Genomic DNA, 22,359 nt, shown 5'->3' with positions numbered 1-22,359 from the left:
AATAAAAAAGATGAGTACTCATATATCAGAAACATCAACATCCAGGAGAAGCTTTTTACAAAATACTGTAAAAGGAGCCATTGGCGCTACGTTGTTAGCTCATTTCCCGTTTATCGTTCCAGCAAGAGTATTAGGCAAAGATGCGCCTTCGGGCAAAATCAATATAGGTGTTATCGGCACCGGCAGAATATCGCGTGAGTGGGATATGCCCGGCACCCTCAAGCAGGACAACGCGCATATTGTAGCGGTATGTGATCTGGATAAAAACCGATTAGCACAAGGGAAAAAATTTGTAGATGATTTTTATACGGCAAAAAACAAATCATCCTACAACGGAACAAAAATGTATGATGATTACCAGGAGTTGCTGGCCGATAAAGATATTGATGCCGTACTCATTTGCACGCCCGATCACTGGCACGTAATACCGGCAGTGCACGCCGTACGTGCCGGCAAGCACGTGTATATGGAAAAGCCGGCATCGCTTACGATACCTGAAGGGCGTATATTAAGCAATGAAGCGTATAAAGCCGGCGTTGTTTTTCAGATAGGCAGCCAGCAACGCTCGATGCCGCAGTTTAAAAAAGCTTGTGAATTGGTGCGTAATGGCCGGCTTGGCAAACTGCACACCATTTATGTTGGCTTGCCGGTTGATAACCCTGCAGAAAGCACTAAAGAGCAGGAGATGCCCATACCAACGAATCTGAACTTTGAAAAATGGCTGGGGCAAACGCCTTATGTGCCTTATACCGAAAAACTGGTGCATCCGCAAAATGGCTTTACCCGGCCGGGCTGGCTGCGTTGCGAACAGTTTGGCGCCGGTATGATCACCGGCTGGGGCGCACACCACTTTGATATTGCCAACTGGGGCATGGGTACAGAACATACCGGCCCAATAGAAGTATCCGGCACTGCCGATTGGCCGCCGGAGGATGCGTTGTGGGATGTGCATGGCAATTTTAAAACAGAAAGCCTTTATGCCAATGGGGTGAAAGTGCTTGCCAGCAACGAATATCCCAATGGTGTAAAATTTATTGGTGATGATGGCTGGATTTTCGTTACCCGCGGCAACTATTCCGTTACTGCTTCCGACCCGGTGGCAAAAGACAAGAACAGCAAAGCATTGGATGCCAGTGATCCTAAATTGCTCACTTCTGAAATACAGCCCAACGAAATTCATTTAATAGACAGTAAAGAACATCACGCCAACTGGCTGGAAAGTATTATTACTGGTCAGCCCAACATTGCACCTATTGAAGTAGGCCACCGTGCCTGTTCGGTATGCCTGCTCAATCATACGGTTATGAAATTGAAAAGAAAACTGTATTGGGATCCGGAAAAGGAAGTATTTATAAACGATGCCGAAGCAAATGCCATGCTCTCGCGCCCACAACGGTGGCCCTACCAGATCAATAAAGCATATAATGTTGAAACGGTTTTATAACAGCATTGACTGGCTATAAAACAACTTATTAAAACAGGAAACAGATTATTTCCATATATAGCATCCGGCAGAAAAAAAGCAACACGCATGCAAAGACAACCTTTCTTATTTTTTTTCTTTTTGATGATTATTGCTGTCTGTCAGCAAAGCTGCCAGCCTGCTGCAAACAGTAATTTGAAAGAAACAAACGATAGCGCTGTGGTAAAATTGATAACATTAGATCCCGGACATTTTCATGCTGCGCTGGTGCAAAAAAGTATGTATCCCGAAATAGATTCTACGGTATATGTGTATGCGCCCGGCGGGGCAGAACTGCAGGCACATCTGGCTTTGATAAAACAGTATAACGAGCGGCAGGATAACCCCACACACTGGAACGAACAAGTATATACCAGCAGCGATTTTTTAAATAAAATGCTTAACGAAAAAAAAGGCAATGTTGTAGTGCTTGCCGGTAACAATCAGCGTAAAACAGAGTGTATCAGCAAAGTAGTAAATGCAGGGCTGAATGTACTGGGCGATAAGCCGATGGCTATTAACAGCAGCAATTTTGCAATGCTGGAAAATGCATTCAGAACTGCCGCTAAAAATGGCGTGCTTTTATATGATATCATGACAGAGCGCTCAGAAATCACCAATATCTTACAAAAAGAACTTGCACATACGCCTGCCGTTTTTGGAACGCTGGCTGCCGGTACCCAAAACAACCCGGCTGTAGTGATAGAAAGTGTCCATTATTTTTATAAGTATGTCTCCGGCAATGTGCTTACCCGTCCCGATTGGTTTTTTGATCCTGGACAGCAGGGCGAAGCTATTGCCGATGTGGGCACTCATCTCATTGATCTGGTACAATGGTCACTCTTTCCAGATACTGCTATTGATTATAAAAAAGATATTGTTATAAAAGCGGCGAGAATATGGCCTACGCCTGTTACGCTATTGCAGTTTGCAGCCGTTACCAAAGAAACTGCTTTTCCATCTTTTTTACAACCATACGTAACGCACGATACAGTGTTGCAAACGCATGCCAATGGCGAAATTAATTATACACTTAAAGGTGTGCCGGTAAAGCTTACCGCACGCTGGAATTATCAGGCACCGGAGGGTAGCGGCGATACCCATTATTGCCTGCTGAAAGGCACTAAAGCCAATCTCGAAATACGGCAGGGTAAAGAAGAAAATTACAAGCCAACCTTGTATATCATACAGAAATCAAGCGGCAGCGGATACGAAAACGAAGTGCAGGATGCTGTTAAACAATTAAGCACAAAATACCCAGGTATTTCGCTTCAAAAAAACAAACAAGGCTGGCTGGTGATAATACCAGAAAAATACAAAGTTGGCCATGAGGCGCATTTTGCCCAGGTAATGCAGCGCTATCTCCAGTATTTTAAAGAACGAAAGCTGCCCGACTGGGAGGTGCCTGATATGATTGCCAAATATTACACGTCTACAAAGGCTTTGGAAATAGCTACAAAAAAGGCGCATAACTAGTGATATAGTAATATGGACTGAAACAATGCTAAAGTCCCGCAATAAATAACGATTGTGAAACAGCATAGACCGTAAAACGGAAGAATAACATTAGTGCAAATAATACTTGTAAATAACTGCTTTTTGATGCAACTGCTCAGGTGGCTTTTGTTGGAGAAAAAGTAATAGCAAAAAACCTTTATTCACTTAAATATTGCCTTATGGGAAAGAAAAAAATCAGCCATTTTTTAGCGCTCTTGCTTATCATGCTGTTCAATGGGATGATAGCATTTGGGCAATCTGCCATTACGGTAGAAGGTACGGTGAGTGCTGCCGATAGTAATGCGATGGTGCAAAGTGTGTCTGTTACTGTAAAAGGCTCCAGCAAAGGAACCAGTACAGATGCAACCGGACATTATAAGCTTACCGGCGTTTCTCCTGCTGCTACCCTTGTTTTTACTGCGCTCGGGTATAAGACCCAATCGGTAGAAGTGAACGGCAAAACGCACATTGATGTTTCGCTGGAAGCCGCTGAAGCTGCCACGCTTGACCAGGTGGTGGTAATTGGGTATGGCACTGCGAAGAAGAAAGATCTTACGGGGGCTGTGTCTTCGGTGAATGTTGCGAAGCTGCAAAATGAAAACCGGACTTCTGTACAGGATGCGCTTCGTGCTAATGTTCCGGGTTTGACTGTTGGCGTTACTACCGGTGCTAAACCCGGTGGCGCACTGGAGATAAGAGGAACCAATTCTCTGAATGCAGGAACTTCCCCTTTGATAGTTGTAGATGGCGTAATTTACTACGGTGCACTTTCTGATATTAACCCGCAGGATATTGCCAATGTAGATGTTTTAAAAGACGCCAGTGCTGCCGCCGTTTATGGAGCCAAGTCTGCAAACGGTGTAATTATGGTCACCACTAAAAAAGGAAGACTGGGTAAACCTACTATCAACTTCAACACCAATATTGCACTGGCAACCATGTCTGTAAATCAGCCGGTGTACCAGGGTGAGGATTTTATTAAATGGAGAACCGATGTGGAGAACAGTATTCATGGATTCAACCAGCAGCCCTACCAATTCAATGATTCGCGTACGCTGCCTTCTGATATTTCCATTGATCAATGGCTGGCATACGACGCTTCTTCGGGTGATCCTGTAGATGTATGGCTGAACCGCCTCAACTTTAAGCCGATTGAAATAAAAGATTATAAACTCGGTCATGTAACAAACTGGTATGACATGATGTTTAGAAATGCACTGCAACAGAATTATACAGTAAGCGTTTCCGGAGCGTCAGACCGGTTTTCCTACTATTGGTCAGGAGGCTATCTCAACAACGAAGGAATTGTTGTAGGCGATAAATATTCAACCATACAAAGCAGGTTGAAATTAGAAGCTGAAGTAACCAAGTTTTTAACAGTAGGCGTAAATGTTCAGTTTGCAGCAAGGGATGAAAGCTCCGTACCATTAAACTGGGGACTTATCGTAAATAATTCTCCTTATGGCAGTATGTACAATGACGATTCAACAGACTACCGCTACAGTCCCCAGGATGATCCCGGCGGTGGTTCCAGAAATCCTTTATTAGGGCCGAAGTACACCAACCGCATGACCAAATATTACACCCTCAATAATATTATTTATGGCAAAGTAAAATTGCTGCTTGGCATCACCTACACCATGAACTTTACCCCGCAGTTTGAGTTTTATAATTACTTCAACGGCAACGCTGCACAAGACCCCGATTTTGAATTGATAGGTGGACAGGCAGAAAGGAATAACCATAATATTTATCAGTGGCAGATAGACAATATACTTAGCTGGAACAAAACCTTTAACAACGATCATAATGTGCAGGTTACTTTGCTTGCAAATGCTGAAAAATACCGGTACTGGTCAAATGATATGATCGGTACAGACTTTGACCCCAGCGACGTTTTAAGTTACCACAACATGGGTGCTGCTATTAATCAAACCATTTCCAGTGATGATGAATACAGTACCGGTGCTGCTTATATGGCAAGGCTTTTTTATTCTTATAAAGACCGCTACCTGCTCACTTTATCTATGCGGCAGGATGGGTATTCCGCTTTTGGTCAAAAGTATCCTTGGGCACGGTTTCCGGCAGCAGCCTTGGGATGGGTTTTTACACAGGAAGATTTCATAAAATCCAAATGGCTGAATTATGGAAAACTGCGTTTATCCTACGGCATCAACGGCAACAGGGATATTGGCCGCTATTCTTCGCTTGCCAATTTAGCTACCGGCAAATACCTGGTGGTAAATCCCGATGGAACAACCAATGTTGTTTCTCAATTGTACGTAACCCAAATGGCAAACCCAGATTTGAAATGGGAAAAAACGGCAGCTTTCAATATCGGTCTCGATTTCTCGATGTTTAATAATGTTATAAGTGGTAGCATTGATGTGTATAAAGGGCAGACTAAAAACCTGCTTGTAAACCGCAGTTTGCCCGATGTGGTAGGTTTTGCCAATGTACAGACCAATCTTGGTGAAATTGACAATAAGGGCCTGGAGATCAATTTAAACAGTACTAATATTAACAGAAATAATTTTAGATGGACTACTTCGTTTAATTTCTCTTTAAACAGAAATGAGATTGTTCATCTCTATGGCACTATGACCGATATTAAGGATGCAAATGGAAATGTAATAGGCCAGCAGGAAGCAAGTGACATTACAAACAAATGGTTTATTGGTCATCCGATTGAGGCGGTGTGGGATATACCAGTGTTGGGTGTGTACCAGACCAAGGACGCAGACCAGGCAGCAGTTTATGGTCAAAGTCCCGGCGATTTTAAATTGCAGGATGTAAACGGGGATGGTAAATATACCAATGATGACCGGCAGTTTATTGGTTATTCAAAACCGCGCTATCAATGGACTTTAAGAAATAATTTCACCTTCCTGAAGAACTTTGATCTTTCTGCTTTAATCTACTCTTCCTGGGGCTATATGTCTTCGTTCAACCAGGCAAAGAACAGGGATGGTTTTCCCGACCGTACGGATGCTTATGTATATCCGTACTGGACGCCGGACAATCCAACAAACGATTTTGCCCGGATATTTTCAAGTGATGGCGGTGCCAGTTACAGTGTGTACCGGAAAAGGAATTTTATACGCCTTGATAATGTTGCCCTGGCTTATACGCTTCCAAAAACCCTGGTAGAAAAAGCAGGCATACAGGATTTACGGTTTTACTTCTCCATTAAAAATGCGGCAGTTTATAAACCAGATTGGCAATACTGGGATCCGGAATGGGACCCTAATGTTGGCCCGGGCCCTACACCCAGAACATATACATTAGGTTTTAACCTTACACTCTAAACTGCCAGTATAAAAAATATATAGATTATGAAAACAATCAATAAGAAATTAATATACCGACTGGCAATGACGCTGATGGTGATTGCTGCCGGTACTGCCTGCAAGAGAACTTGGCTTGAACCTAAACCACTTTCTATCTACACACCAGATATTGCATACAACACTCCGGAAGCCTTGCAGGATGCACTGGTTGCCTGCGAAAGAAATTTGAGGTATGACTGGTATGGTGATGGTGCGCCAATAATTACACAGGAAATATTTTCTGATGTAGCGGTGGAAGGCACAACAGACAAATCCGGCCCTGCGCAGAACATGAATATACAAATAACACCGGATGCCATTACTGCCAGTAATGATAATGCCGACCATAACCGTATTTACTGGTTTTGGGAGCAGAGTTTTTACCGGCTTAAATATGCCAATACGGTGCTTGCTTATATAGACGTTCCTAAATGGGATACCACCGATGCTACACAACGGGCTCAAAGAAATGCACTGATCGGCTCGGCTTATTTTTTCAGAGCATATACGTATTATGTGCTTTGCAATTCGTTTGGCAATGTGCCTTATGCAGGTACATTATATTCGAGCCCTAAACTGGATTTTCAAACGGTTGACCGCAAAGTGCTGCTTGAAGAAATGAAGCGGGAATTGGAATTTGCTATTCAGTGGGTGCCTGATGGTGTACCCAAAGGACAAGTTACCAATGGTGCCTGCCGGCATTTGCTTGCCAAGATTAATCTTGCTTTAGGTGATTTTGATGGTGCTATTCAGGCAGCATCAGATCTTATCAATGGGAGTCCATATCACCTTATGACAAACCGTTTTGGAGTAGATGCGAGTAACCCCAGTCGTAATGTTATCTGGGACCTTCACCGCCCAACCAACAAAGTATTACCGCAAAATACAGAAGGCTTATTTTATGTAATAGACCTGGAAGGGTATAAAAATAATGGTGATTACAATGGCGGAATGTCTGTCATGCGCCAAACAATTCCCAACTGGTATAAAAACATCAATACACCCAACGGCAATCCAGGTACAACTGATCAGCGGGGAATAGAATTCGACCTGCAAAATAAATATGGCAGAGGAATAGGCCGGTGCAGAGCAACCTGGTACAGCACCCATCTGATTTGGGCAAACGATTCAACTGACCTTCGCCATGCACCGGGTAACTGGATGACAATGGAAGATCTTGTTTATAATAATCCGGCCTTAAAAGGAACAGACCCTTATTATGGTCAGCCTTTGCAAAAATATTCTGCATCCGGGGCGCTTTTGTGTGCGGATACGATAAGGGACTGGTTTGACTGGCCCCATTATAAATTATTCGTTCCGGACAATGAGAATACAACCAATAATGGCGGACATACACCCTGGTATGTGTTTAGACTGGCAGAAACTTACTTGATTAGGGCTGAGGCTTATTACTGGAAGGGTGACCTGGCAGCGGCAGCCGCAGATATTAACGTGATAAGACAAAGAGCAGGCGCTGCGCCAATCAATGCTGCAGACGTTACCATTGCAACCATACTGGATGAAAGAGCCCGTGAATTGTATTATGAAGAATACCGGAAGGTGGAACTTACCCGCATGGCTTATCTTTTTGCGCAAACCGGCAAGCCTGATTATAAAGGAAGGACATACAGCATGAATAGCTTTTCTACAAACAATTTTTGGTACGACAGGATCATGGATGTTACGGAGTTTTACAACAAAGGCGTACATACTATTCATGGCGATGAATATACATTGAGTCCTTATCATGTCTTGTGGCCTGTACCGCAGTCGGCTATAGATGCAAATGTGCAAGGACATATTAATCAAAACGAAGGTTATGCAGGTGCTGAAAGTAATGTACCACCCCTGGAAGAACTGCCGGAATAGACCTGTTGAGCCCGATAAGAAAAATATAGAGAATTTTCCATAGCCTCTTGCTCCTATACTATACTGGCAATAATATCAGAGGTTAATAAAAAAATGAAGAGATGATCAAAAGAAAAAAGTTTTTGCAGCAAGCAGCAATGGGGCTTGCAGGCACAGTGGGATTACCTTTATTAGGCAAGGCTTCTGCCTTACATGCTTATCAAAATAACAAAACGGGAAGTTTAAAAATCGGTGTTGCCGGGTTTACGTTTGCCCGTTTTGATGTTGCACAATCAGCATCCATGATAAAGCGGTTGGATATAAAGTATTTGTCTATAAAAGATTTTCATCTGCCTATAAACAGCGATGCTGATAAAATAAAATCAGTATTGGGTGCCTTTGCCGATGCCGGCTGCAAAGTGTATGCAGTAGGTGTTATTTATATGAAAACGGAAGCTGATGTAGATGCAGCCTTTGACTACGCCAAAAGAGTGGGCGTAGATATGATTGTTGGCGTGCCTACTTATGAGTTGCTGGATTATACCGAACAAAAAGTAAAATCATCCGGTATCAGGATCGCCATTCACAATCATGGTCCGGAAGACAAGCTGTATCCGGCTCCGCAGAATGTATACGACCATATCAAAAACCGCGATGCGCGCATGGGACTTTGCCTCGACATCGGGCATGCGGTAAGAGCAGGTGCCAATTTGGTACAGTCTGTAAAAGAATACAAAAGCAGGCTTTTTGATATGCACATTAAAGATGTGACCGGTGCCTATAAAGATGCAAAAGCAATTGAAATAGGCAGAGGGGTAATCGACTTTCCTGCACTGGTAAAAACACTAAAGTCCATTCAGTATAATGGTGTTTGCAGTATCGAATTTGAAAAAGATATGACCGATCCATTACCCGGTATCGCCGAATCAATCGGCTATTTTAGAGGGATAATGGCATCTGTATAGCATCGTTTGTTATCTTACACACCTGTCATCCAGCTATTTGAAAAAGTAGCATTAAGTATAAAGGATATTTAATGAAACGTTTTGGTCTATTTATGAAATATGCAGTTGCCTGCTATGCATTGATTGCATTTGCCGGTAGCTGCAAAAACTCAGCAAGGGAAAGCACGCATCCCGATTCGCTGGCTATAAGAAAAAGCATTGCAGAAGCGCCGCAATTATCACCGGAAGAGTCTATTAAAAAAATGCATATTGAAGATGGGTTTGCCGTAAAACTGGTTGCATCGGAACCACTGGTTACCGCGCCGGTAGCCATGAGTTGGGATGATAAAGGGAGAATTTGGGTGGTCGATATGCAGGATTATATGCCCGATACTGTGGGCACCGGCGAAGACCAGCCAACCGGTAAAGTGGTCATTCTTGCCGATACTAATGGCGATGGCGTAATGGATAAGAGCAACATATTTTTAGACTCGCTGGTGTTGCCACGCGCCATTTGTTTGATTGAAAACGGTATTCTCGTCGCGGAGCCGCCTAAGCTTTGGTATTATGACATTGTAGATGACAAGCCGGTGAATAAAAGGTTGATTGATTCTGCTTATGCCGAAGGCGGTAATGTAGAGCATCAGCCTAATGGCTTATTTCGTGCACTTGATAACTGGATTTATAACGCTAAATCGGCCAAGCGTTACCGCAAAGAAGGCGATCGCTGGCTGATAGAGCGCACGCACTTCAGAGGTCAGTGGGGTATCACGCAGGATGCCTATGGACGCTTATTCTATAACACCAATTCGGAGAACTTGCTGGGCGATTATTTTTCTCCGGGATTGGGTGCCGAAAATAAAAATCAAAAGAGTGTGGCAGGCTATGTAACAAAAGTGGTGGATGATAACCGGGTGTATCCGGTGCGTCCTACGCCCGGCGTTAACCGTGGCTATATGGAAGGTGTTTTAGACGATAGTTTGCGGCTGGTCAACTTTACTGCTGCCTGCGGACCAGTTATCTACAAGGGAAATGCCTTTGGTGATGCGTACCAGGGTAACGCTTTTGTAGCGGAGCCTTCGGCAAATCTTATTAAAAGAAATATTATTACTGATAAAGGATATATTATAAATGGAGAAGAAGCCTATAAAAACAAGGAGTTTTTAGCCAGCGAAGACGAGCGCTTTCGCCCGGTGAATTTAAGTAACGGGCCCGATGGTGCTTTGTATGTAGTAGATATGTATCGCGGCATTATTCAGCATAAAACCTACTTAACGCCTTACCTCAAAAATGAAATTAAAGAACGGTCGTTAACCCAGCCGCTTAACTGCGGGCGTATTTATAAAATTGTTCCTGAAAACAAAACATTGCAGCCTGTTCAATTTACTGATAATACTGCGCAACTGGTGCAACTGTTACAGCATCCCAACGGCTGGGTGCGTAGCAAAGCACAACAATTATTAATAGATAAAAAAGATAAAAGTGCAACTGTTCCGTTACGCCAGTTGCTTCAAAACACGGCTCAGCCTTTACCGCTTATCCATGCGTTGTGGACAATGGAAGGATTAGGTGTTTTAGGCGATAGCGATGTAATGCCATTATTAAAACAAAATGACTGGACCATACGGATGCAGGCATTAAGCGTATTACCTTCCGTGATTAATAAAAGCAACTATGCGCAATATGCTTCTGAATTGGAGCAAATGGCAAATAGCAACGATACACTCGCTGCGCCTTATATTGCCTTTCTCACGCATGATATACAACCATATAATGCCGGTAGGGCTAAGCAGCTTTTACTAACTTTAACCGAAAAATATCCGGATAATGTGTATGTGGCAGATGCTATCATCAGCAACCTGCAAGATAAGGAGGCTGCCTACTACGCCGAAATCCGTAAAAAAGAGCCGGATACCAGTCTTGTCATCAATAAGCGGTTAAGCAAAGTAATAGCAGACATTGCTAAAGCAAAAAACAACAGCAATGTAGAAAAACTGGCAAAGCTGTATCCGAAAGGGGCTACTATATTCCGGTCACTTTGCCAAACCTGTCACGGTACTGATGGTAACGGCGTTACTGCTTTGGCACCTCCGCTAAACGGATCGAATTGGGTACAGGGTGATAAAAACAGGTTAATACCAATTGTTTTATATGGCTTAACCGGTCCGGTGACTGTTGCCGGTAAAACGTACAAGGCGCCTGAGATAAGCGGCGATATGCCGGGTATTGGTGCTAATAAAGAATTTACAGATAAAGACATTGCACAGGTATTAAGCTATGTGCGCAATGCCTGGAATAATAAAGCCGAAAAGATTACGGCTGCCGATGTGAGTGCCATCCGTGAAAAGTATAAAGACCGGCAGAAGACATTTACAATGGAAGAATTGAATGGGATTCATTAAGTGTAGTGTAACTTGAATATGTTTGGAATAGAATAAATAGGTTTGGGATATTATATAGGAGACTGTGTAAGTGTTTTAAGTTTGATTTCATACGTTGATTCTTGTTTTCCTTTTTTCTCCCCGATTTTTCGGGGCAGGCGATGAAAGAAAAAAGGAACAAAAAAGTTCAAGCACGGCATGATCGCTCCGCGCAGCCGTGCAGGCCAGCACCACCACACTGCCTGAGAGTGATTTTAGTATTTGTGTGTAAAGTTTGGCTGACAAAGGTTTAGAGTGTGCAGTTAAGATGTTCGGAAACATTTAGGAGCCAAACCATTTTGTTAGCAACAGAAATCCATCTTAGATTAAGTGGAGGCGTTGGCCGGACAAACGCGCGGAGCGATTCGTGTTGTCCTTGAACTAAGCGAAGCAATCTCATGAATACCATTGAAAAGACATCAATGCATTCATACTTTTTGGTTACTTTTTGTGTCAAGACAAAAAGTGACAAACAAGAGGTTGAAATAAAAACATCTTCAAAAAACATAACTAATTCACAGAGAGACTAAATTAAATCTTACGAATACGGGTCTGGTGATGATATCCAATAATAATTTAATTCTTTAACGGAAAGTTTATCACTATTCGCAATGAGGTAAATTATTTTACATTACATTTTTATAATGGAAAAAAAAATATTACGCGCAGGTATTATAGGCTCCGGTTTTGCCGCCAAATTTCATTATGACGCCTTGCAGCGGGTGTTTAATACTAAAGTGGAGATAGCGGGAGCATATTCACCTACGCCGCAAAAGCTGGCAGATTTTACGACAGCACGGGGAATTCCCGCCTTTGAGAATGTAGAGCAATTGATAGCAGCCTCAGATGTGATTCATGTGTGTACGCCACCGGTGACGCACGAACCCCTGGTAATAGCTGCTTTGCAGCAGGATAAATTTGTGATTGTAGAAAAACCGTTTACCGGCTATTTCGGTGATGGCACAGTGGAATTTAATGGCGATACTTTTCCAAAAAAACAAGGATTAGAGCATGCCATGGAAAGTGTGGCCAATATGCTGAATGCCGAGAAAAACAGTAAAGGCAAAATTATGTATGCGGAGAACTGGATATATGCGCCTGCTGTTCAAAAGCAAAAAGAACTGTTGCAAAAAACGGGTGCACAAATCATCTGGATGCATGGCGAGCAATCTCATTCCGGCTCGCATTCTCCCACGTATGGACAATGGCAATTTTCGGGCGGTGGCTCTATGATTGGTAAAGGTTGTCATCCGTTGTCAGCAGCCCTTTATTTTAAGCAGATAGAAGGTAAGGCCCGAAATGGCAAACCGATACGCCCCGCAACTATTTCGGCACGCACGCACGCTATCACCCGCATGCCGGGCTTCAAGGATGAAGGATATTTGCGCACTACCTACAAAGACACCGAAGATTTTGCGCTGCTGCATATTGTATTTGAAGATGGTACCATTGCCGACTTGTTTGCCTCCGAACTGGTGTTAGGCGGTGTGCACAACTGGATAGAAGTAAATACGACTAACCACCGGACTATTTGCAATATGAATCCTAATAATGCCATGCAAACGTACACGCCGGCGCAAAAACATTTTGAAGACGTATATGTGGTAGAAAAGATGGAAACCAAGCAAGGCTGGTCGTTTATATCACCCGATGAAGGCTGGTTTGCCGGTTATCAGCACGAGATGGATGCATTTTACAGATCAGCAGCTTACGGCGCTGCCATTGAAAGCAACAGCAGCCTGGCTGCCGATGTAACTGCTACTATTTATGCCGGTTATGTTTCTGCCGAAAAAAAGGGCGAAGAAGTGGCTATTACTATTTTGTAAAATATTGCCGTATTCGCTGCGATGCGGCGAAATGGGTTCACCCATATTTTCTAATTTATCCGTTATAACACAACTACATGCTTGCTACACCTGACAATTTAAACACTGCTAGCCCAACTACTAAAATAGGAAGGTATCGCTGGACCATTTGTGCGCTGGTCTTTTATGCCACTACCATCAATTATCTCGACCGGCAGGTGATTAGTTTGTTGAAACCTACCCTGGAAAAAGAATTCCACTGGACAGAAACCGATTATTCTGACATTGTAGTGGCTTTTCAGTTTGCTTATGCCATAGGTATGCTCTTCGCCGGAAGAATTATTGATAAAATAGGAACGAAATTGGGCTATGCCATTACCTTGACATTGTGGAGCATCGCCTCTGTACTGCACGCTTTTGCTACCGGCGCCCTCTCTTTTGCCATTTATCGCGGCTTTCTGGGCGTAACGGAAGCCGGCAATTTTCCCGCTGCTTTCAAAACCACTGCCGAGTGGTTTCCCCGCAAAGAGCGGGCATATGCCGCCGGTATTTTTAACTCGGGTACAAATGTCGGTGCTATTTTAGCGCCCATTCTTGTACCTTTTATCGCCATAAATTATAACTGGCGCATTGCATTTATTGCCATTGGCGCCATTGGTTTTATCTGGCTTATTTTCTGGTTTATTTTTTACGATGTGCCGGCAAAGCAGAAAAGACTTTCCCAGGCAGAATTCGATTATATCCACAGCGACGCAGAAGAGCCGCCTGCAAAAGAGGGCACGGAAGAAAAGCCCCAGATTTCGTGGGGTAGTTTGCTGCGTTACAAGCAAACCTGGGCTTTTATTATGGGCAAGTTCTTAACCGATGGCATCTGGTGGTTTTTACTGTTTTGGCTGCCTGCTTTTTTAGATGCGCAATATCATCTTACCGGTATGCAGGTCAGTTTGCCCATTGCTTTTGTATATACGCTTGCCGGCGTGGCCAGTGTTTTTGGTGGCTGGCTGCCTATGTGGCTGGTGAAGAAAAAACATTGGAACGTTGTCCGTGCAAGAAAAACCTCCATGTTTATATATGCACTTTTCCCTTTACTCATTATATTTTCTCAGGCAGCAGGCAGCTATCACATGTGGTATGCTATTATTATTATCGGTATTGCTGCTTCGGCGCACCAGGCATGGTCGGCAAATTTGTTTACCACCGTATCTGATATGTTCCCGAAAAATTCGGTAGCATCTGTAACGGGCATTGGCGGCATGGCAGGCGGCTTGGGTGGTATGCTGATATCTACGCTGGCAGGCTTACTGTTTGATTATTATAAAGGTTTGGGCAGCATTGAAACCGGTTATTATATGCTGTTTCTCTATTGCGGAGCCGGTTACCTGTTAGCCTGGCTGATTATGTTTAAAATACTGGTTCCGCATATGAAGCCGATTAGTAATAAATATTGAGAAACTCACGTGCAGTTTTCAAAAACTTATTGTTGGTTTTTACATAAACAAATGAGTGAATTTATTTGTGTAACGCTGATAACACTACCCATTTGTCATTGTCTTTTTTAGCATCGACCGGATCAACAGCCTGATTGTATGGAGGAAAAAACTTGCAGAAAAATGCTGTTTTCCTCCTAACGAACAGGGCTTGCTGCCAGTAGCGGCATTCAGCGGTTCGTCCTTTAGCTTTGATTTAAATAAAAGTATGATAGATCTATTGATACTATTATTTTCTTTTTGTTAGTTTTTTCTTTTCATCAGCATCTTAATTTGTGAATAACCTAACCAGGTGGCAGCGGCTCATTAATTGTTCGTCAAGGCTCACGACCTATGGGCTGATGCAATCCGCTGCCACTTTCTTTGCCTTATTGATGTCTATATAGCAATCAGGGATTTCATACCCATTATCAAGGACTATGACTTTCAGGCAAAAACGGTCAGGCTTTCTTTTAAAATTCAAATCTAAGTTATGAAACAAACTACAAAGTTTTACATGGGTATTGATGTGTCCAAACTGTACTTTGATCTTTCTTTGATGACGGTCATCAACCATCAAAAGCAGCCTGTCATTACAAAGCGTTTCGATAACACTGCAACAGGTATCAAAGCATTGCACAAGTGGCTTAAAGAAAAGGGTGTTTGTTTTGATGAGCACTCGCTTTTAGTCATTGAAAACACCGAAATCCATTGACACGGCTGCAAACTGCAATCAAGCAAATCATTGAAACAGATAGTTCTATAAAAGCCAACTATGACCTGTTGCTTACCGTACCTGGCATTGGTCACCTGACGGCTGTTTATCTGATCTGTTGCACCAACAACTTTGTTTGTAAGGTTACGGGTAAACAGCTTGCCTGTTATGCAGGGGTGATGCCTTTTGAACATACAAATGGCATCAGTATCAAGGGCAGAAACAGGGTACATCAGATGGTTAATAAAGGACTAAAGGAAAGCTTACATCTCTGCGCATTGTCAGCTATTAAATGCTACCCTGAATTTAGATTATATTATGAGCGCAAGAAAAAGGAAGGCAAGCACAGTATGCCTATTATCAATGCCATCAGAAACAAGTTAGTGCTAAGAATCGCTGCCGTGGTTAACAATCAGAAACCTTATGTTGACCATATAGCCGCAGCTTGAATAAAACCACAAAAAACTTTTGTTTATTCCATAGCAATCTGCCCTGCTTTTGCCAAACCCGCTGTTGGGCGATGTTTTCATTCTCTAGTCTTTTATTTCCGTGTTACAGAAAGGATGCGTTAACTGTCCATTTTCGATTGTCCCTAAACCGCCATCCAGTTTTCTTATTATATGGTCAATACTATTGGTGCTGTGCTGTATGAGACGGATAGATTATAAGGAAGCCGTTGCGGAACGTGTAGAAGCATTTTTAAATGTTTTAAGTTCAATTTTGTTGCCCTTTCAGTCTTTTCAGTTCATCATACATTTTGGAATATAATCAAAGCAGCAACAACTTTTACCCATTTGTAAAATTGGTTTACACATATCAGATTATGTTTTTACATTTCCGGTTACAAATTCATTCTCAGTCAATACAAACTAATATACATCGGATGCAGATTGTCAGGAATTACTCAGATGCAGAGCTTATAAGTGCGTTGAAACATCCTACAGAAATGGATGTAGCTATCAGCCTTATTTACAAAGAATACTATGCATTACTGGAAAATTATGTAATCAACAATAAAGGAAGTAAGGAGGATGCTGCTGATATAATTCAGGAAACCATTGTTGCATTCATAGGAATTGTAGAACAGGATAAGTACAGGGGTGACGCCAGTATTAAGTCGTTTTTATATGCTATAACACGCAACCTTTGGTTGGCCGAACTTAGAAAGAGGAGCAGTGCCGACAACAGGAACAGGATATTTGAAAAAGCAAAAGATGATACGGAACAGGCAACTATACAACATCTAGTGCAGCGGGAGTATTTTGCAGTAATACAGCAGTTTTTCGAAAAGCTGGGTACAAAATGCAGGCAACTGCTCATGCTGGTATATTATGAAGACCTTTCGATGAGTGATATCGTTCAGCAAATGCCGGATTATCAGAATGAGCAAGTGCTGCGTAATAAAAAATATAAATGCATGAAGCAGTTAGAACAAATGATACAGAACGATCAATCTTTACGTACACAACTTAAAAATGCACTAAGGTATGCAGGATAATTCTACAGATGATATGGCTGAAATGCTCATCAGGTATATGGATGGTGAATTAAATGCTGCCGAAAGAGAAGCTGCGGAAAAGTTGTTGCGCGAAGATGCTGCTTTACAGGAGCGTTATCAATATTTTTTGGCGGCAAAAAGAGCCATTAAAGCGCAGGCACTTAAACAAAGGGTACAAGCAGTACACCAGGCATATATGCAGGAAGTAAAGCCACAGGAAACGCACCCGGCAAATGTTGTAAAGCCGGCATCCTTTCCAAAAAGGTTGATGAGGGTTGCAGCCATATTGATAGTAGTAATAGCTGGTTATGGTGTATTTCAATATACTTCAACAACCAATCAATCTGTTTACAATGATCATTTTATTGCTTATCAGTTACCGGTAAACAGGAGTAATGAAGGCCCCGATAGTATTGATGCCCTGTATAATGCAGGCAACTTTAATGCTGTTATCAGCACTTTTAATGAGCTGCAGCAGAAGAACCAGAAAGATTACTTTCTTGCTGCACAATCTTATCTACAATTAAATAATGCTGATGCAGCCATTAATTTATTTCGCCAGGTAGAAGATATCAACAATAACAGCACCGATAAATATTTTGTGCAGGAGACAGATTATTACCTGCTGCTGGCATATATAAAAGCAGGAAAAATTGACCTGGCAAAAAAGCAACAGGATAAAATAATTTCCAACAAGCAACATTTGTTTTATGCCAAAGCCAAAAATATCAGTAGCATAAAATTGATGATGCTGAAGTGGAAAGATAAGTAGTTTGATAAGTACGGCTTATCATAATACATACTTCTTTCGCTTATAAAACAGTATTATCATTATTGAAATAACAACTATACTGGCGGCGACTATCCACCATGCCACTGCGGATTGTTCTTCCTGTACATCACCAATAAAAATAAGATGGCTCCAGTATGCAGGTGAGTGAAACTGGCTCATCAATTCATCTGCCAACAGATCTGTTTTTGCTTTTTGTAATGCCAGCGCGTAAGTATATCCTTTATCAATGTACCTGTAAAAATGCTCACTGATATACGCAGTTGATTTATCCTCCGCTTTCCATAAAGAAGTGATGACATTTGGACAGCCTGCAAACGCAAAAGCCCGTGATAAACTTAGCGAGCCTTCGCTTCGGGATACCTTTCCGCTGCCGGTCTCGCAAGCACTTAAAAAAACAAACTTTGTATGCCGCAATTGCAGGTTGTATAGTTCATGCGCAAATATTTTGTAACCAGAATCAGCTTTGCTTTGTTTGTAAAAAGCTATGTACGAATTTTCGGGTTCCTGAAAATTTACGGCTGCATGTGTTGCCAGATGAATAGCCGAGGCATTGCCCGCTACAAAAAGGAATGTGTCTTTTGTAGCAGCTTTATTTAATAATTGCGCATGTTTTGGAAAACGGGAAATTTCTTTAACGGAAGAAGGCAGCACGCTCATGGTTGCATTCGTGTTGCTATTGGCAAACGGCGCAAATGCAATAGCCTTATCCTTATCAAGAGTTAATGATTCCTTTTGTAAAAATGGTAGTGCATACTGGTAAGTGATTGTATAGTCCTGTATAAGATATTTACTGTTGGCTTTCTGAAATGCTTCAAATGGAACGTTAATTAAGTTTTGATCGGGGATAATTACAAGTGATGTAATATCGTTTATATCGCCTGCAAAAGGCTGCACTAATGTACCATAAAGGTACATGGCAGCATTTTCGTCATAAGCTTTACCAACATCAGCTCCTGTAAGTTGACGGACATACGAATCAATATTCTTTTCAAGAATGGCATCGCTGTCAATTTCATGCACAACGATGGTATTATGTTTAATTACAAAAGCATATAGCTTATTGGCACCTTTAAAGTAACAAATGGCTGCAGTATTGTTGTCCAGTACTTTTTTTTGAATAGTGCGAATATCAATATTATCAGCCGCAAACTTTTGCCTGTAATAATTAGGGAATTCTTTAAGTGTGTTATCAATGGTTTGCAATTGCAATGATGCTGTATTAATAGCTGACAGCAACCGTGCCTGTTCTGCTGTGTCAGTACTTCGTTGCAACTGCAGCTTCATCCTCGATATACTGATTTTATAGTTCTCTTCTTTTTGCAATAAGGTGTCTGGTAAACCTGCATATTGCTTAATCGTATTTTCTTTCAGGCTGATGGCAAGAGATGTAGCACGGCTTTTACTTATCCATTCCAATGCATGAATTATATCATTTTCCTGATGATTAGAAGTCATTATAAAATCTACTGCTTTGCTGTAAGCATCAAAAACTTTATCTGCTATAAATAGCCTGGCTTCATCGTTATCAATAGATTTTTTTATGTAGTCCGATAAGGCAAACGCCGAATCGTAAGTGCTCACCGCCGCTTTAAAGTATTTGGTATCTTTTGCCTGATTATAAAGTGTGGCAAAACAAGCTGCTTTTGCCGTTAGAACATTGAATAAATTATAGCTGGCAAAATCACCAATAAAATTACCAGGATTAGCAAACACATTGCTGTCATTAAATTTAAAGTTGTATTGTATGATTGCCTGCTGATAATAAGGTAAAGCAGCCTGCAATTTTCCTTCCAGCATTCTCAGATCGCCAAAATATTTTTGGGTAGCCCCATAGTAATTATTTTTTATCTGCTGATTGTTTGCTGTATAAAAAGTGGTAGCGGATTGCAAATGATTAGCAGCTTGTGCTGTATCGCCTTTTTGCATATAAGCCTGTGCAAAAGCATTATGAATAGCTATTGCATAAAAACCCTTTATGTCTTTAACTATTCGCAGGTAATATAAAGCGCTGTCGGATTGATTTTTAGTAAGATATATTTCGCTGATATTATTTACAATGGCTAACGATGGTTGGGTATAATCTAATAACTTTTTATACAATTGGAGTGCAGAATCGGGGTAGCCTGATGCCCTTACTGCCGACGCCACATTTGCCGACATGGCAAAAATAGCTTCATCGTAACTATGCTGCTGCCGGGTAAGTTCTAATGCTTTGCAAAAGTAAATGCCACTTTGTACATAGTTGCCCGCCTCATTATACAACGCACCGAGCGAGTTGTATAAGTCGCCGGCCAGCCCGGCGGCAGGATAACGGTTTATGATCTTTTCTGCTCTTGAAAAATAGTAAACGGCAGAGTCGAACAATCCATTTGTATAATGAACATTGCCGGCAGAAAGCAACAGGCGGAATAAGATGGAATCACTAAGATGAAAAGTTGTTTGTATTCTTAAGCCTGCATAATAATGTTGTAATATTTCTTCGGGCAAATAGTCCAGTCCTTGTTTTAAAATGCCCGCCCGTTCGTAACAGTTATAAAGCAGTATTGCATTGGATGCGTTTGGGTGAAGGGCTGCAGCAATCCTGTTGTAATAACTTAATGCAACAGAATCGGTACTGTCTGTAGCTGGCCCATTAAACAAAGCTTCTGCCCGGTTGAATAATTGTTGATAGGACGGAAGATTATTCTCTTCCTGGCTGCGCAATTGTATAAATATCAACCAACAAACGGCAATAAAAGCCAATAGCAATTTCTTTTTCATTTAATAAGCGACGTACTAAAATAGTAAGAAATTGCTATTGCGGTTTAGTTATTTAGGAGTATGCGTTTACAACATTCAACATTGCTTTATTTTAACTACAACCAACACTAATTGATACAATTTGATAGGAGATAAGGCTACCAGCCAATATCTCATTCAATATACATTTACACTTTTTACACCCGTTATTATTGCTGTGTTACAATAATATATGGCGGTCTGCATTTTGCCGTAGCTGCACCTTGCTTAGCGGTTGTACTTGCTGCACTGGCAGTAAACGTAAATGCAATACGGTTGTCATCGCTGCCACCTCCACCAGGACCGCTATGACCGCCACCACTGCCGCCGTGCCCGCCACCGCCACGATCATCCTCCTCTTCACCGCTATCGTCACCCAAAAATACCTGTCCCTTTTTATCTTCCAACTCATTTTCTAAATTTGCTGGTATATCAGATTTTTTCTTGTAATAATAAAGACGGAATCCTATATGGTTTAAAGCTTTTGAACTTTTATCACCTAAACGGTATTCCAAAATGAAATCTTTGTAAGTGCCATTCGCAGGGTTTTTCCCCAATGCTCCGTTTAGCAAACTCTTTTTAAGATTAATAACACCTGTCTTTCTATTTATAACAATGCCTTGTGCCGATACTCGCTCGGCAGGCGGGCCAACATCAAATTCGCAGCCTCCGCTACAGTCGGTAGGCTTCAAAGGATTGGCATTATATATCGGAATAGCAGTAGCTGTATTATTTGCCAGTACATAGGTGCTATCCATATAGTTAATACCCGAAACAGTTATAAATTTTCTGCAAGTATCTCTTGTACCACTTGCTACAAACCATACCATATATTTTAAACCAGTTTCACTTCCGGTTATATTAATGCTGCCATCAGATTTATCAATTTTAAGACCGTCAGGATATGCACCAAAAGTACCGGTAAGCGGATTGACAGGTTTTACAATATAATTGCCGCCAGGCAGGTTAGTTAGGTAAAAGATGGTATCGGGGTAAGCAAACTGAGCGCAGGTGCTGGTTACCACACGGGCAGATTGTACCTTATTAGCAGCAGTTGTTGTATTCTGTATGTCATTGGTTCTGTATGCAGCCTCTTTACTGCACGCCAATATACCCAAAGCGACAGTAACTATAAATAAGAAAACAGGTGTGATATGCTTCATAACGCAGGTTTAAAAATGTGTGGCCCAATGTAAATTATAGCTTGCTAACTTATTAAAAAATATTAATATAAAATCTTTTATAACAATTATTATAAACACAGCCTTATCATTTCAGATAAGTATTGTTTAGTTGCATCGCCAACGCATAATATAATCAGTGTACGAAAAAATTTCACTTTGGTTGCTTCGCAAACACTTTTAGATAAAATAATGATGCCGCCTTATGTAAATCGCTGCTGCAAGTAAGTGATTAAAATTTTTTTGAAATTTTTCCGAATGGCTGGTTACGTTTTCTCCCGCTGCTATAACTCATATATGTAGTACGATTGAAACTGCTTATACACCTCTTAGCATACAAGTTATTTCAAAAATAAATGGGAATGATGCTGAACACCCTTGAAAAAAGTAGGCGTATTTTTTTATATCAAAATCTCACAGTTATGCTGACATTAGAAAAAATCATGACAGAACTGAAAGTTAATGCCGTTAATGAAGTAGTAGGCGGTAAACATGGAAAAACAAAAACCCGTACGAAGACCAAAACAAAAACAAGAACAAGGACTCGTACGAGGAAACATGGCACCAAATATTATTAATCGGCTCCTCTGTTTACAGCATCAGGTAAGATTATTTACCTGATG

Annotated in this window: 16 protein-coding genes; 13 read left to right on the top strand and 3 right to left on the bottom strand. The window is 41.6% G+C overall.

All coding sequences use genetic code 11. The features are described from left to right. Positions 1 to 10: 10 nt before the first annotated feature. The 10 genes from FC093_RS02480 (at position 11) to FC093_RS02435 (ending at position 15,935) form a co-directional block, all read left to right on the top strand. On the top strand, positions 11 to 1,444 hold the full coding sequence (locus FC093_RS02480; protein WP_137260142.1) for a Gfo/Idh/MocA family protein: 1,434 nt from the start codon (positions 11 to 13) through the stop codon (positions 1,442 to 1,444). Between the two features lie 87 nt (positions 1,445 to 1,531). Next, positions 1,532 to 2,938 carry a putative oxidoreductase C-terminal domain-containing protein gene (locus FC093_RS02475; protein ID WP_137260141.1) on the top strand — a complete coding sequence of 469 codons (1,407 nt, stop codon included), beginning with the start codon at positions 1,532 to 1,534 and terminating at the stop codon, positions 2,936 to 2,938. A gap of 200 nt (positions 2,939 to 3,138) precedes the next feature. Further along, entirely contained in the window at positions 3,139 to 6,267 is a 3,129-nt protein-coding gene (locus tag FC093_RS02470) for a SusC/RagA family TonB-linked outer membrane protein (protein ID WP_137260140.1), read from the top strand. Positions 6,268 to 6,294: 27 nt separating this feature from the next. Further along, positions 6,295 to 8,157, top strand: a complete 1,863-nt coding sequence (locus FC093_RS02465) for a RagB/SusD family nutrient uptake outer membrane protein (protein ID WP_137260139.1) — start codon at positions 6,295 to 6,297, stop codon at positions 8,155 to 8,157. A gap of 101 nt (positions 8,158 to 8,258) precedes the next feature. Next, on the top strand, positions 8,259 to 9,101 hold the full coding sequence (locus FC093_RS02460; RefSeq protein ID WP_137260138.1) for a sugar phosphate isomerase/epimerase family protein: 843 nt from the start codon (positions 8,259 to 8,261) through the stop codon (positions 9,099 to 9,101). A 71-nt stretch (positions 9,102 to 9,172) separates the two neighbouring features. After that, on the top strand, positions 9,173 to 11,482 hold the full coding sequence (locus tag FC093_RS02455) for a DUF7133 domain-containing protein (RefSeq protein WP_206106488.1): 2,310 nt from the start codon (positions 9,173 to 9,175) through the stop codon (positions 11,480 to 11,482). Positions 11,483 to 12,144: 662 nt separating this feature from the next. Further along, complete coding sequence (locus FC093_RS02450; protein WP_137260137.1) at positions 12,145 to 13,326, top strand: Gfo/Idh/MocA family protein; 1,182 nt, start codon at positions 12,145 to 12,147, stop codon at positions 13,324 to 13,326. A gap of 77 nt (positions 13,327 to 13,403) precedes the next feature. After that, positions 13,404 to 14,753, top strand: coding sequence for an MFS transporter (locus FC093_RS02445; protein WP_137260136.1), 1,350 nt, complete (start codon positions 13,404 to 13,406; stop codon positions 14,751 to 14,753). Between the two features lie 511 nt (positions 14,754 to 15,264). Then, positions 15,265 to 15,486: an IS110 family transposase gene (locus tag FC093_RS02440; RefSeq protein ID WP_137260135.1), complete on the top strand. Its 222-nt coding sequence runs from the start codon at positions 15,265 to 15,267 to the stop codon at positions 15,484 to 15,486. Continuing rightward, positions 15,483 to 15,935 carry a transposase gene (locus FC093_RS02435; RefSeq protein ID WP_137260134.1) on the top strand — a complete coding sequence of 151 codons (453 nt, stop codon included), beginning with the start codon at positions 15,483 to 15,485 and terminating at the stop codon, positions 15,933 to 15,935. The genes FC093_RS02440 and FC093_RS02435 overlap by 4 nt, the downstream gene beginning before the upstream one ends. An 84-nt stretch (positions 15,936 to 16,019) precedes the next feature. Here FC093_RS02435 and FC093_RS24525 read toward each other — a convergent pair whose 3' ends face one another. After that, positions 16,020 to 16,115: an HNH endonuclease gene (locus FC093_RS24525; RefSeq protein WP_394347967.1), complete on the bottom strand. Its 96-nt coding sequence runs from the start codon at positions 16,113 to 16,115 to the stop codon at positions 16,020 to 16,022. 254 nt (positions 16,116 to 16,369) lie between these two features. Between FC093_RS24525 and FC093_RS02425 the strand changes: the two genes are divergently transcribed. Next, a complete protein-coding gene (locus tag FC093_RS02425) occupies positions 16,370 to 16,984 on the top strand; it encodes an RNA polymerase sigma factor (protein ID WP_170970970.1) in 615 nt (204 codons plus the stop codon). Beyond that, entirely contained in the window at positions 16,974 to 17,756 is a 783-nt protein-coding gene (locus FC093_RS02420; protein ID WP_137260132.1) for an anti-sigma factor, read from the top strand. The genes FC093_RS02425 and FC093_RS02420 overlap by 11 nt, the downstream gene beginning before the upstream one ends. A gap of 18 nt (positions 17,757 to 17,774) precedes the next feature. Here FC093_RS02420 and FC093_RS02415 read toward each other — a convergent pair whose 3' ends face one another. Further along, entirely contained in the window at positions 17,775 to 20,537 is a 2,763-nt protein-coding gene (locus FC093_RS02415) for a CHAT domain-containing protein (RefSeq protein WP_137260131.1), read from the bottom strand. Between the two features lie 188 nt (positions 20,538 to 20,725). Beyond that, on the bottom strand, positions 20,726 to 21,718 hold the full coding sequence (locus FC093_RS02410) for a hypothetical protein (RefSeq protein WP_137260130.1): 993 nt from the start codon (positions 21,716 to 21,718) through the stop codon (positions 20,726 to 20,728). A gap of 380 nt (positions 21,719 to 22,098) precedes the next feature. On the opposite strand from FC093_RS02410, the gene FC093_RS02405 reads away from it, so the two are divergent. Further along, on the top strand, positions 22,099 to 22,314 hold the full coding sequence (locus tag FC093_RS02405; protein WP_137260129.1) for a hypothetical protein: 216 nt from the start codon (positions 22,099 to 22,101) through the stop codon (positions 22,312 to 22,314). Positions 22,315 to 22,359: the final 45 nt, after the last annotated feature.

It is taken from the genome of Ilyomonas limi (assembly GCF_005233845.1).
Taxonomy (GTDB): Bacteria; Bacteroidota; Bacteroidia; order Chitinophagales; family Chitinophagaceae; genus Ilyomonas; species Ilyomonas limi.
This window is presented reverse-complemented; position numbering and strand designations above follow the sequence as displayed.

Bases quoted from the DNA above. Each gene is read 5' to 3' on its own strand.
- FC093_RS02445 (WP_137260136.1), top strand. From the start codon at position 13,404: ATGCTTGCTACACCTGACAATTTAAACACTGCTAGCCCAACTACTAAA.
- FC093_RS02460 (WP_137260138.1), top strand. From the start codon at position 8,259: ATGATCAAAAGAAAAAAGTTTTTGCAGCAAGCAGCAATGGGGCTTGCA.
- FC093_RS02410 (WP_137260130.1), bottom strand. From the start codon at position 21,718: ATGAAGCATATCACACCTGTTTTCTTATTTATAGTTACTGTCGCTTTG.
- FC093_RS02440 (WP_137260135.1), top strand. From the start codon at position 15,265: ATGAAACAAACTACAAAGTTTTACATGGGTATTGATGTGTCCAAACTG.
- FC093_RS02450 (WP_137260137.1), top strand. From the start codon at position 12,145: ATGGAAAAAAAAATATTACGCGCAGGTATTATAGGCTCCGGTTTTGCC.
- FC093_RS02475 (WP_137260141.1), top strand. From the start codon at position 1,532: ATGCAAAGACAACCTTTCTTATTTTTTTTCTTTTTGATGATTATTGCT.
- FC093_RS02425 (WP_170970970.1), top strand. From the start codon at position 16,370: ATGCAGATTGTCAGGAATTACTCAGATGCAGAGCTTATAAGTGCGTTG.
- FC093_RS02480 (WP_137260142.1), top strand. From the start codon at position 11: ATGAGTACTCATATATCAGAAACATCAACATCCAGGAGAAGCTTTTTA.
- FC093_RS02415 (WP_137260131.1), bottom strand. From the start codon at position 20,537: ATGAAAAAGAAATTGCTATTGGCTTTTATTGCCGTTTGTTGGTTGATA.
- FC093_RS02420 (WP_137260132.1), top strand. From the start codon at position 16,974: ATGCAGGATAATTCTACAGATGATATGGCTGAAATGCTCATCAGGTAT.
- FC093_RS02455 (WP_206106488.1), top strand. From the start codon at position 9,173: ATGAAACGTTTTGGTCTATTTATGAAATATGCAGTTGCCTGCTATGCA.
- FC093_RS02465 (WP_137260139.1), top strand. From the start codon at position 6,295: ATGAAAACAATCAATAAGAAATTAATATACCGACTGGCAATGACGCTG.
- FC093_RS02470 (WP_137260140.1), top strand. From the start codon at position 3,139: ATGGGAAAGAAAAAAATCAGCCATTTTTTAGCGCTCTTGCTTATCATG.
- FC093_RS02405 (WP_137260129.1), top strand. From the start codon at position 22,099: ATGATGCTGAACACCCTTGAAAAAAGTAGGCGTATTTTTTTATATCAA.